The sequence below is a fragment of the Microbacterium shimangi genome (assembly GCF_043556445.1).
Classification (GTDB): domain Bacteria; phylum Actinomycetota; class Actinomycetes; order Actinomycetales; family Microbacteriaceae; genus Microbacterium.
This window is the reverse complement of the sequence record NZ_JBIGII010000001.1, coordinates 71,205-83,178: the sequence shown is the minus strand read 5'-3', so window position 1 is coordinate 83,178 and position 11,974 is coordinate 71,205. Positions and strand designations below refer to the sequence as shown.

Annotated in this window: 10 protein-coding genes; 5 read left to right on the top strand and 5 right to left on the bottom strand. The window is 68.6% G+C overall.

Annotated features, from left to right (window positions below; translation table 11 throughout):
• Positions 1-112: 112 nt before the first annotated feature.
• The 3 genes from ACFXQA_RS00410 to ACFXQA_RS00400 form a co-directional block, all read right to left on the bottom strand.
• Complete coding sequence (locus tag ACFXQA_RS00410; RefSeq protein ID WP_394517807.1) at positions 113-1,006, bottom strand: hypothetical protein; 894 nt, start codon at positions 1,004-1,006, stop codon at positions 113-115.
• 279 nt (positions 1,007-1,285) lie between these two features.
• Entirely contained in the window at positions 1,286-3,406 is a 2,121-nt protein-coding gene (locus tag ACFXQA_RS00405; protein ID WP_394517806.1) for a S9 family peptidase, read from the bottom strand.
• 41 nt (positions 3,407-3,447) lie between these two features.
• Entirely contained in the window at positions 3,448-5,040 is a 1,593-nt protein-coding gene (locus ACFXQA_RS00400; protein ID WP_394517805.1) for a molybdopterin-dependent oxidoreductase, read from the bottom strand.
• 74 nt (positions 5,041-5,114) lie between these two features.
• Here ACFXQA_RS00400 and ACFXQA_RS00395 point away from each other — a divergent pair, with 74 nt between their 5' ends.
• Positions 5,115-6,026 (top strand): phosphodiesterase, encoded by a 912-nt coding sequence (locus tag ACFXQA_RS00395; protein ID WP_394517804.1) that lies wholly within the window; start codon positions 5,115-5,117, stop codon positions 6,024-6,026.
• A gap of 115 nt (positions 6,027-6,141) precedes the next feature.
• Positions 6,142-7,647 (top strand): aspartate ammonia-lyase, encoded by a 1,506-nt coding sequence (locus ACFXQA_RS00390; RefSeq protein WP_394517803.1) that lies wholly within the window; start codon positions 6,142-6,144, stop codon positions 7,645-7,647.
• A 20-nt stretch (positions 7,648-7,667) separates the two neighbouring features.
• On the opposite strand, the gene ACFXQA_RS00385 is transcribed toward ACFXQA_RS00390, so the two are convergent.
• Entirely contained in the window at positions 7,668-8,534 is an 867-nt protein-coding gene (locus tag ACFXQA_RS00385) for a fumarylacetoacetate hydrolase family protein (protein WP_394517802.1), read from the bottom strand.
• 48 nt (positions 8,535-8,582) lie between these two features.
• Here ACFXQA_RS00385 and ACFXQA_RS00380 point away from each other — a divergent pair, with 48 nt between their 5' ends.
• From ACFXQA_RS00380 to ACFXQA_RS00370, 3 genes are all read left to right on the top strand, one after another.
• Positions 8,583-9,740: a PrsW family intramembrane metalloprotease gene (locus tag ACFXQA_RS00380; protein ID WP_394517801.1), complete on the top strand. Its 1,158-nt coding sequence runs from the start codon at positions 8,583-8,585 to the stop codon at positions 9,738-9,740.
• A gap of 158 nt (positions 9,741-9,898) precedes the next feature.
• Positions 9,899-10,264 carry an FKBP-type peptidyl-prolyl cis-trans isomerase gene (locus tag ACFXQA_RS00375; protein WP_394517800.1) on the top strand — a complete coding sequence of 122 codons (366 nt, stop codon included), beginning with the start codon at positions 9,899-9,901 and terminating at the stop codon, positions 10,262-10,264.
• Positions 10,265-10,402: 138 nt separating this feature from the next.
• A complete protein-coding gene (locus ACFXQA_RS00370; protein WP_394517799.1) occupies positions 10,403-10,963 on the top strand; it encodes a YceI family protein in 561 nt (186 codons plus the stop codon).
• A 60-nt stretch (positions 10,964-11,023) separates the two neighbouring features.
• Here ACFXQA_RS00370 and ACFXQA_RS00365 read toward each other — a convergent pair whose 3' ends face one another.
• Positions 11,024-11,944 (bottom strand): DMT family transporter, encoded by a 921-nt coding sequence (locus tag ACFXQA_RS00365; protein WP_394517798.1) that lies wholly within the window; start codon positions 11,942-11,944, stop codon positions 11,024-11,026.
• Positions 11,945-11,974 lie beyond the last annotated feature (30 nt).

Sequence of the window (11,974 nt, the reverse complement as noted above, 5' to 3'; positions counted from 1 at the left end):
CAGGCCGACGCGTGATCGTTGCGGAAATCGGGACACGGTCGGCGCGCATGGCCGACAGGCGCATGACCCATACGCGCATGGCCCATAAGCCCAGGGCTCTCAGGCCCAGGGCTCAGGGGCGCCAGCCGGCTCGGATAAGGGCCTCGGCGATCTTCGCGACGGCGGCTCGACCATTCCCGCGCATGTGGTGGTTCAGCACGCGCACATGGTCCCATCCTTCGGCGCGGATGCGGTCCCAGCGATCGGCGTCTTTCTCGAACTGTTTCGCGTCTTGGGCGTGCACTCGCCCGTCGTATTCGGGGCAGATCCGCCACCGCGGGTAGGCCAGGTCGAGCTCGGCGACGAACCCTCCGCTCGAGTCTCGAAGAGTCCAGTTGATCTCCGGTTCCGGCAGGTGGGCTCGGACGAGTAGCAGGCGGAGCTTCGTCTCGCGCGGCGAGCGAGAACCGACACGGGCCAGACGGAGGGACTCGGTCAGGATGCCGCCTCGCACGTCGCCCATGGCCGCCACCTCTTCGCGAAGGTCGTCGAGTGAGGCATTCGGGTGCTCGCCGGAGACGAGGGCGTCGGCTGCGGCGACCAGGTCGTCGAGCGCCCACAACGTACCGGCCTGACGCCACGCGCGGACGGGATGCTCGAGCGGCAGACCGCTCGACGTCGACACGGCCGTCACCCTGGTCTGCAAGCGGTGCCCGACGACGCCGGCGATCCGTGGCTCGCGCGAGGGCCGATGCGCCGACACATGGACACGGGGGCGGTACGGCAGCGACGGCGTCGGAATCTCGAGAAGAGCGAGCGTGGTCTCATGGCTGAAGAACTGCCAGTCCCGAAGCCGGGGTGCGAGCTCGGCGCACCTCGCCCTCAGGTCGTCGACGGGAGGGGCCGGCGCCTGCGACCTCAATCCCGGGTAGGGCGAGCGAAAGGCAACTCGACGCAGCGCATCCGGCGACACTCCTGCCTCGATGGCGGCAGCGACGGAGAAGACATCGCCCAGCCGAGCGGGCATCGTGTGACGGGTGGGCACACCTCACGGTGGCATTTCGCCGCTCGGTGGAGCCAAGCATCCACAGCCTCTTCGCGCCGCCGGCGGTATCACGTCGCTGGGGAGGAGAGCTCGCTTCGCCCATGTCCCGATTTCCGCAAGGATCGGGCTGGTTCGTAGCGGTTTTCGGGACGGGCTACGAACCGTGTCCCGAATTCCGCCACGATCAAGCGCAATCGTTGCGGAATTCGGGACATGGTCAGAGAGGCGAGAGACGGATGCTGCGGTCCGCCCGCCCGGGGTTCATGCCGCGTCGGCGACGCCGAGCACGTCGAGGAGCCAGGCGAGCTCGAAAGCCCGCTCGCGCCAGGAGTTGTAGCGGCCGGTGACTCCGCCGTGCCCGGCGACCATCTCGCACTTCAGGAGGGCGTCGGCGCCGACCTCGCGCAGTCGCGCGACCCACTTCGCCGGCTCGACGTACAGCACGCGGGTGTCGTTCAGCGAGGTGACGGCGAGGATGCGGGGATACTGCACGTCCGCGCGCACGTTCTCGTACGGCGAGTACGTCTTCATGTACGCGTACACCTCGGGGTCGTGCAGCGGGTCTCCCCATTCGTCCCATTCGATCACCGTCAGCGGCAGCGACGGGTCGAGGATCGAGGTGAGGGCGTCGACGAACGGAACATCGGCGAGGATGCCCGCGAACAGCTCGGGGGCGAGGTTCGCGACGGCTCCCATGAGGAGTCCGCCGGCGCTACCGCCCTCGGCGACCATGCGATCGGCAGTGGTGTACCCCGCGTCGATGAGGTGCTGCGCGCAGTCGACGAAGTCGGTGAACGTGTTGCGCTTGGCGAGGGTCTTGCCGTCCTCGTACCACTGGCGGCCCATTTCGCCGCCGCCGCGCACGTGCGCGACAGCGAAGATGACGCCGCGGTCGAGGGCCGAGAGCCGCGCCACCGAGAAGGCCGGCTCGATCGAGTGCTCGTACGAGCCGTAGCCGTAGAGGTGGAGTGCCCGCGGCGTGGCGCCCGCGTCGCCGAACGAGCGCTTCCAGACGAGCGAGATCGGCACCTCGGTGCCGTCTTGCGCGGTCGCCCACACGCGCGCCTGCGCGTAGTCGTCGGCGTCGTATCCGCCGAGCACCGGCTGGCGCTTGCGCAGCAACAGCTCGCCCGTCGCGACCCCGTAGTCGAAGACGGTGCCCGGAGTCACGAACGAACCGAAACCGACGCGCAGCAGCGGGGGCGCCCATTCGGGGTTGCCGCCGGCGCCCACGCTGTAGAGCGGCTCATCGAATTCGATCTCGCGCACGGCACCGTCGGCGTAGTCGAGCATGCCCAGTCGGGGTAGACCGCCGCGGCGATAGCCGACGATGCCCCAGTCGCGGAAGGTGTCGACGCCGAGCAACCGCTGGCCCGGACGGTGGGGGATCACGACGGAGCGTTCTCCCTGGGGGGCGGATGCGGCGACCCGCACGAGCTCGAAGTCGAGAGCGCCGTCGTTGTGCAGGATGTAGAGCACGTCTTCGCCATCGACGACCGCGTCGGAGGCGGAGTACTCCACGCCTTCGCTTCGCGGCCACACCACACGGGGTTCGGAGCGGAGGTCTGCCGCATCCACGATCCACTCCTCCGAGGTGACCGATGAGCCGACGTCGATGATGAGGTAGCGGTCGCTCCTGGTGAAGTCCGCGCCCACCCAGAATCGTTCGTCGGGCTCGGTGAAGAGCTTGACGTCGTCCTCGACCGGGGTGCCGATCTCGTGCAGCCATACCGTGTCGGGCCGCCAGGCGTCGTCGACGGTCGTGTAGACGATGAAGCGTCCGTCGGGCGAGAAAGACGCTCCCGCGAACGTGCCGGGAATCTCGTCGGCGAGGTTCTCGCCGGTGGTCAGATCGCGGACGCGCACCGTGTAGCGCTCGTCTCCGGCCAGGTCGACGCCGTACAGCATCCGATCGCCGTCGTTCGAGATCTCGAAGCTGCCGAGCGAGAAGAAGTCGAGGCCCTCGGCTTCGATGTTCCCGTCGAGGAGCACCTGCTCGCCGGGGACGGGTTCACCGGGCGCGAGCTCCGGGGGCGTCCAGTCGTCGGGTGACGCCAGGGGAGCGCGGCACTGGATGCCGTACTGGCTGCCCTCGACCGTGCGGCCGTAGTACCACCACGACCCGCGTCGGCTCGGTACCGACAGATCGGTCTCCAGGGTGCGCCCCTTGATCTCCTGGAAGATCTGCTCGCGGAGTGCGGCGAGGTGGGCGGTGCGCTCGTCGGTGTAGGCGTTCTCGGCCTCGAGGTGTCCGATCACCTCGGCGTCGTCCTTGGCGCGCAGCCACTCGTACGGATCGTCGAAGGTGTCGCCGTGGTGCGTGCGGCTGAGAGGCCGCTTCGCGGCAACGGGCGGAGCGGGGAGGGCCTGGGCGTCAGTCACCCTCCCACGCTAGCCGAGCGCGCCGCGCACCCGGCCCGGGGTCACCGGACGGTGACGAGGGTTCGCTGCCAGCCCGAAGAGCCGTTCGGCGCGATCGGCGCGCGCTCCTCGGTCTGCATCGTGCCCGCACTGTCGATCGCACGGACGGTGACGTAGTGGGTTCCCGCCTCGGCCTGCCATTCGACCCACCACTGCACCCACGTGTCGGCGTTGATGGGTGTCGAGAGGGTGGCCGGCTGCCAGTCGCCGTCGTCGATCGAAACCTCGACGCGGTCGATGCCGACGGTCTGCGCCCACGCCATGCCCGCGATCGCGACGGTGCCGGCGTCGACGGGCGTACCCGAGCGGGGCGTGTCGATGCGCGACGACAACTTGATCGGGGCCTCGGCGGCGTAGCCGCGGGGTGTCCAGTAGGCCTCGTCGGCCTCGAACGTGGTCACCTTGAGCTCGGTGACCCACTTGGTGGCCGAGACGTAGCCGTACAGCCCGGGCACGACCATGCGCACGGGGAAGCCGTGCTCGAGGGGCAGCGGTTCGCCGTTCATGGCGACGGCGAAGATCGCGTCGCGGTTGTCGTCGGTGAGGGCGTCGAGCGGTGTGCTTGCGGTGTAGCCGTCCACGCTGCGCGAGAGCACCATGTCGGCACCCGACTGGGGGCCCGCCATCGCGAGGATGTCGCGAATCGCGACGCCCTGCCAGATGGCGTTCCCGACGAGGCCGCCGCCTACCTCGTTCGAGACGCACGTCAGGGTGATGCCGTATTCGTCGAGGCCCATGTTGACGAGGTCGTCGAACGAGAGCTCGATGCGCTGATCGACCATGCCGTCGATGACGAGCCTCCAGGTCGAGGGATCGATCTCGGGTACGGTCAGCGCGGTGTCGACCCGGTAGAAATCGGCGTTGGGCGTGAAGAGCGGCGTGAGTCCCTCGACGTCCGCTTCGGCGCCAGTGGGCACCGTCACGGTCGACCGCACCGCGGGCAGTCGGATCGCGTCGCGAGCGGCGGCGATCGAGGAGGTGGTCGCCGCGATCACGCGCGAGCCCACGCCGACGACGACAGAAGCCGCGGCCGTGATGAGGGTGAGGCCCAGGAAGCCTCGGCGGCTCGATCCGGGGCGCGGCGCGTCGGCAGTATCCGTGCCGGCGGTTACCGGGTCCGCGCGGTTCCCGGCCGTCACCGACCCGTCGCGCCAGGCGCGCAGCCGGCGTCCGAGGAGGAACAGCAGCGCGACGCCGGCGATCGTTCCCGCGAGGGGGGGAAGCGCCGAGAGGAAGCCCGCACCCGCGCGGGTGAGGATCGCCGCCCCCGAGAGCACTCCGGCGACCACGAGCAGCGCGGCACCGATCGGCGGACGCACGTACTCGAGAACTCCGGCGATCACGGCGGCGACGAGAACGGCGAGTCCGAGTCCGACGAGCAGTGCGATCTTGTCGTACTCCCCGAAGGTCGAGATCGCGAACTCCTTGAACGGCTGGGGAACGATGTCGATGACGAACGAACCCACCGCCAAGAGCGGGCTCGCCTGAGGCGCGACCAGCAGAGCGATCAGTTCGGCAGCCGCGAGGAACGCGGCCGCCGAGACAACGCCGGCCACCGCCGCCCAGGCGATGAAAGTCTTACGTCGTGCGGCCATGGTGGGGCCTCCCCATCTCGTTCAGGAGCTATTCGACGCGGCGAGCGTTTCGGATGGCGCTCTAGGCTGGGCGCATGGTCGGGTCCCCCGTGCAGTTCGGTCAGCATCCCCCCGCGAAGCGCGTGATCGTGCACGTGAGCGACACCCATCTGCTCGCCGGCGGACGCAGGCTCGGCGACAGGTATGACGTCGGCGCGAACCTGGCTCGAACGATGCGCGCCGTCGAAGACCTCGGCATCCGTCCCGATGCACTCGTCTTCACCGGCGACCTCACCGATCTCGGAGAACCCGAGGCTTACGCCGCGCTCCGGGCGCAGGTCGAGCCGGTCGCGGATCGTCTCGGGGCGCCGCTCGTCTGGGTCGCGGGGAACCACGACGAACGCCCCGCGATGCGGCGCCATCTGCTCGACCGGGACGCCACGGAGGAGCCCATCACGGGCGTGTGGGATCTCGGGGGGCTGCGCCTCATCGCCCTCGATTCGACGGTTCCCGGCTGGCATCACGGCGAGATCGACTCCGCCCAGCGCGACTGGCTCGCGGGCGTGCTCGCCGAGCCCGCACCGTGGGGAACGTTGCTGGCGCTGCACCATCCGCCGCTTCCGACCCACCTCCCGTTCTTCGACATCCTCGAACTCCGCGATCAGCCGGCGCTCGCCGCGGTCATCGCGGGCACGGATGTACGCGGCATCCTGGCGGGTCACCTGCACTACTCGACGAGTGGCACGTTCGCCGGCGTTCCGGTGAACGTCGCCGCGGCCACCTGCTACACGATGGACCTCTCCCGCCCCGCGGTGGAGGTCAACGGAATGGATGCGGGGCAATCGTTCCACCTCGTGCACGTCTACGACGACACCATCACGCACGCGGTGGTCCCGGTCGTCGACGACGCGGAGCCCGGCGGGTTCTTCACGGCGGAGTGGACACGGCGCATGGCGGCACTGAGTCCGGAGGAGAGGCTCGAGGCGTTCTCCCGAAAACGATCCTGACCTGTACGCAGGGTCCATTGCGGGAGGGGTGACTCTCCCCGGAGTCACCCCTCGCACGATTCTCGCGCCGCTAGGCTCGACGCACCCCGACCGGCCGTAACCCACGAGGATGCACATGCCACTGGACGCGAAGAATCAACCAACGACGGGGCGCCAGCACACGACGGGGCGCACCCGCACCGAGACCGATTCACTCGGATCGCTCGAGATCCCCGCCGATGCGTACTGGGGCATCCACACCGCGCGGGCGCTCGAGAACTTCCCGATCTCGCAGCGTCCCATCTCGGTCTACCCCGACCTGGTCCGCGCTCTCGCGATGGTGAAGCAGGCATCGGCCCGAGCGAATCTCGAGATCGGCGTGCTCGATGAAGAGCGGGCGGGTCTCATCGACCGCGCCGCCCAGCGCGTCATCGACGGCGAGTTCCACGACCAGTTCGTCGTGGGCGTGATTCAGGGCGGGGCGGGGACCTCGACCAACATGAACGCCAACGAGGTGCTCACCAACATCGCCCTCGAAGAGGCCGGGCGCGAAAAGGGCGACTACGGATTCCTCTCGCCGATCGACCACACGAACCGCAGCCAGTCGACCAACGACGTCTACCCGACGGCCATCAAGGTCGGTCTCTCGCTCAACCTGCGCACGCTCCTGGAGCAGCTGTCGCTGCTGCGCCAGTCGTTCCTCGCCAAATCCGAGGAGTTCCACGACGTTCTGAAGGTCGGTCGCACGCAGTTGCAGGATGCTGTGCCCATGACGCTGGGTCAGGAGTTCCACGGATTCGCCACCACCCTCGGAGAGGACTACAACCGACTCACCGAGAACGCCTACCTCCTGTCGGAGGTGAACATGGGAGCGACGGCGATCGGCACCGGCATCACCGCGCACGCCACCTACGGCAAGGCCGTGCTCCACCATCTGCGGGCCATCACCTCGCTCGATCTCGAGACGGCCACCGACCTCGTGGAGTCGACGAGCGACACCGGTTCGTTCATGTCGTTCTCGTCGTCGCTCAAGCGCAACGCCATCAAGATGTCGAAGATCTGCAACGACCTGCGGCTGCTCTCGAGCGGACCCCAAGCGGGGCTCGGAGAGATCAACCTCCCGCCACGTCAGGCGGGCTCGAGCATCATGCCCGGAAAGGTCAACCCGGTCATCCCCGAGGTCGTGAACCAGGTCGCGTTCGCCGTCACCGGCGCCGATCTGACGGTCACCATGGCGGTGGAGGGCGGGCAGCTGCAGTTGAACGCGTTCGAGCCCGTGATCGCGCACTCGATCTTCCAGTCGATGACGTGGATGGAGCGGGCGATGTGGACGCTCCGCGTCAACTGCGTCGACGGGATCACCGCGAACCGCGCACGCCTCGGCGCGATGGTGGGATCGTCGGTGGGGGTCGTGACCGCCCTCACACCGTTCATCGGTTACGCGGCGGCGGCGGCGCTCGCCAAGACGGCGCTCCTCACCGGGCGGAACGTCGCCGACCTCGTGGTCGAAGCCGGACTCATGTCGCGCGCCGAGGTGACCAAGCAGATATCGCCCATGCGGCTGTCGGGCCTTGAGGCGATCACCGAGGCGATCCCGATCATCCGGTCGTCCACCGACGTGGTGGCGCCGCCCGAGAGCTGAAGTCTGCGGTCGGAGAGCACTCAGCCGACGATGCGGCAACGCGTCGTCAGTTTCCCGACACCGTCCACGGCCACGGTGACCGTCGAACGATCGCGGAGGAAGATCTGCGGGTCGCGCGAGTAGCCCGCGCCGCCGGGGCTTCCGGTCGAGATGAGGGTTCCGGGCAGCAGTGTCACCGACTGGGACAGGTGCGCGATGAGGGTCGCGACCGAACGCACCATCTGGCCGGTCGACGCATCCTGCACCCGGTGTCCGTCGACGACCGTCCAGATGTGCAGGTCTTGCGGGTCGGGGATCTCGTCGGCGGTCACGACGAACGGACCCGTCGGTGTGAAGCCGTCGAACGACTTGCAGCGCGACCATTGGGCCTCCGAGAACTGGATGTCGCGCGCCGTGATGTCGTTGACGACGGTGTATCCCCACACGTGATCGAGCGCGTCGCTCGCGGACACGTTCTTCGCGGGGCGTCCGATGATGACGCCGAGCTCGGCTTCGTAGTCGACCGATTCGCTGAGGGAGCGCGGCCACGAGGTGGTGTCGTCGTGCCCGCTGAGCGAGTTCGGCCACAGCACGAAGACGGTCGGCGTCGAATCGGTCTTGAGCCCCAGCTCGCCGGAGTGGGCCGAGTAGTTAAGGCCTATCGCGAGGATCACCGGAGGAGCGAGAACAGCCGAGGCGAAGTCGGCGCCTCCCAGGGGCTTCCACGAGGCGGCGTCGACGGAGTCGCGCACGCGGTCGAGCAGTTCGTCGCCTCCCGCGATGAGGGCTTCGAGGGTACGAGGTGCGCCGGTGAACAACTCGTCGACGAAGGCCATCGACTCCTCTCTCACCACCACCAGGCGGGGGGAGGGTTCTGACAACACTGACCGAACGTGGGCGAACCGCATGGCTCCACGCTACCGGGCGCCGCGTCGGGGCCGCTCTAGGCTGAGCGCATGGCCTACTCGTCCCCGTTTTCGCAGCAGCATCCGGGGGAGGGTGCACCGATCGCGCCCGTCGTCGCCCCGCCGGCACAGGTACCGGTCGGTCCGCGGCGGGCCGGCGGCGCGTTGATCTGGATCGGCGGCGCACTCGCGTTGGTGCTGATCGCACTGATCGCCTACTTCGTGAACTTCCTGGGGCCGGTGGCTTCGGTCGTGGGTATGGTCCTCGCCCTCGTCCCGCTGGCCGTAGTGTGGTTCGTGGTGCGCCTGATCGACCGGTGGGAGCCCGAACCGCGCGGCATCGTGATCTTCGCCGTCGCCTGGGGTGCCGTCGCGTCCGTCGCGATCGCGCTGGGTGTCGACCTCGTTCTGACCCTCGCTGTCGGCCCTCTGCCCGACTTCTTCTCGGCCGTCATCCAGGCCCCCGTCGTCGAAGAGGTCGCGAAAGGGTTGGGCGTCTTCCTCATCTACCTCGCCGCACGTCGCGCGTTCGACGGGCCCGTCGACGGGATCGTCTACGGCGCTCTCGTCGGCGCCGGCTTCGCCTTCACCGAGAACATCCAGTACTTCGCGATCAGCCTCATCGAGGGGGGCGTGGCCCAGACCTCGGCGACGTTCTTCCTGCGGGCGATCCTGTCGCCGTTCGCCCACGTCATGTTCACCGCCCTCACAGGCTTCGCCTTCGGCCTCGCGGCGCGACGTTCGCTCCCCGCGGGGAAGGCGCTGGGCTACGGAGTCGTCGGCCTGCTCGGCGCGATCTTCCTCCACGCGCTGTGGAACGGCTCCGCGTTGCTGGCCGACTTCTTCGGCCTCTACGCGACGGTTCAGGTGCCGCTGTTCGGTCTCTTCATCCTCGGGGTGGTTCTGCTCCGTCGAGAGGAGTCCCGCCTCACCCGCGTGCGCCTCGGCGAGTACGCGGCCGCCGGGTGGTTCACCGCACAAGAAGTCGACATGCTCGCCACCGGTGCGGGCCGCCGGGCGGCACTGCGCTGGGCGCGCACCCTGAACGGCGACCGCACACCCGTGATGCGACGCTTCATCGCCGATGCGACAGCGCTGGCCGCCGCGCGGCAGCGCTCTCTTTCTGGGCGTGACCCGCAGGCGGTGGCCGCCGAGCGCGAGCTGCTCGGGCGGGCGACGGCCGCGAGGTCTTCGCTGTTCGCGCCCTGACGGCTGTTGCGGTCGGGTCTTGACAGGGTGCCGAGCGCGGCGCATCCTGATGCCAGATCAACTCAGCGCCCGGTCGACCCGCAGGCATTGCCGCGGCCCCGGGCGCTGAGTCCTGTCAAGGGCGCTCCCATGACGCTCGCTCGTGCTTGGATGGTGGCATGACTGATGCGACCAAGCCCGAGATCGACGCCCCCCAGGGCCCCGCTCCCTCCGACCTCGTCATCCGCGACATCACTGTCGGCGACGGCGCCGAGGCGAAGCCCGGCGACAACGTGACGGTGCACTACCTGGGCGTCGAGTACGACACCGGCGAAGAGTTCGATTCGTCGTGGGGACGCGGAGAAAGCATCCAGTTCCCCCTCCGTGGCCTCATCCAGGGGTGGCAGGACGGCATCCCGGGCATGAAGGTCGGCGGACGCCGCGAGCTGGTAATTCCTCCGCACCTCGCCTACGGCCCGGCCGGTGGCCACTTCCTCGGCGGCAAGACACTCATCTTCATCATCGACCTGATCCAGGTCGGCTGACCTCGACGTCTTCGAACCCGGGAGCGCTTCGGCGCGCCCGGGTTTCGTCGTTTCTCCATTCGGTGGAATACATTCGACGTAGTGCGGGTTGGTGCCGAAGATGCCGCTCGATCCGGCACCCATCACTCGAGGAGAATCATGACCGACACCAACACGCTCGACATCCCCGGTTACAAGGCGGGCACCTGGACGCTCGACCCCTCGCACAGCGAGGTCACCTTCAGCGTCCGCCACATGATGATCTCGAAGGTGCGCGGCGCCTTCGGCGTGAAGAGCGGCACCTTCGTCACCCCCGAGAACCCGCTCGAGACCACCGTCGAGGCCGAGGTCGACGTCGCGTCGATCGACACCAAAGACGAGGGCCGCGACGGACACCTCCGCTCGGGCGACTTCTTCGACGTCGAGAACTACCCGACCATGAAGTTCCGCTCGACCGGCGTTCGCGTCGAAGACGGCGACATGCTCGTCGACGGCGACCTGACCATCCGCGACACCACCAAGCCCGTCACGTTCTCGTTCGAGTTCGGCGGCTTCGGCACCGACCCGTGGGGCAACTACAAGGCCGGCGCGACGGCGAAGACGGTCATCAACCGCGAAGACTTCGGTCTGACGTGGAACACCGCCCTCGAGACCGGCGGCGTTCTCGTCGGCAAGGACGTCACCATCGAGCTCGACCTGCAGGGCGCCCTCCAGGCCTGAGGCTGAACATCGGAAGGGGCGGATGCTGCGAAGCATCCGCCCCTTCTGCGTACCCGGGTCTCAGACGGCGACGGTCCGGCGCCGCCGCAACCGGTCTTGAGCCAGCAGGATGCCGAGGAACACCACCAACGCACCGACCGGCTCGTTCCACGCCAGCGGTTCGCCGAGGATGAGCATGCCGAGCACCACGCCGACCACCGGGGTGATGTACGTCACGGTCGACGCTCGGGTCGGGCCCCACGCGCGCAGCGCGTTCTGGTTCCAGATGTACGCGACACCGGTGCCGAGGCACCCGAGCATGATCATGCTGCCGAGCACCCACGGATCCCACACCATCGGGCCGACGGCGATCACCGGGGTCAGCACCACCATCACGGCGGCGGCCAGCGCGATGTACGAGAACGCGAAACTGAGCGGCGACAGGCCGGTGTTCGCGAGGAAGCGGCGCATGTAGGCCAGCCCGAATCCGTAGCAGGCGGTCGCGCCCAGGATCGCCAACTGTGCGATGAGGCTCTGATCGAGGTCGAGCCCCTGCCACGGCCCGACGATCACGAGCACGCCCAGGATGCCGAGCACGATGCCGGCGATCTGCACGGGTTTCAGACGCTCGACGCGGAACACCGCCCACGCCATGACGGCGGTCATGATCGGTGTCGTCGCGTTGTAGATGCTGGCGAGGCCCGAGGTGACGTGCTGCTGGGCCCACGAGAACAGCAGGAACGGCAGCACGCAGAAGACGACGCCGACGACGGCGAGGTGCATCCACACGATCGGGCGGCGGGGGAGGCGCTCACGCCGGATCAGCATGAACACCCCGAGCGTGAGAGCGCCCAGGACGAGTCGCCCCCACGCGACCTGGCCCGGGGCGAGGCCGGTCAGGGCGACCTTCATGAACAGGAAGCTGGAGCCCCAGATGATGCCCGTCAGGGCGAACTGCACGGCGACGGACGTCTGCGAGGGAGGCACATGGGGCGAGGACACCCGCCGACTCTAGGCCCCACCGCCGACACC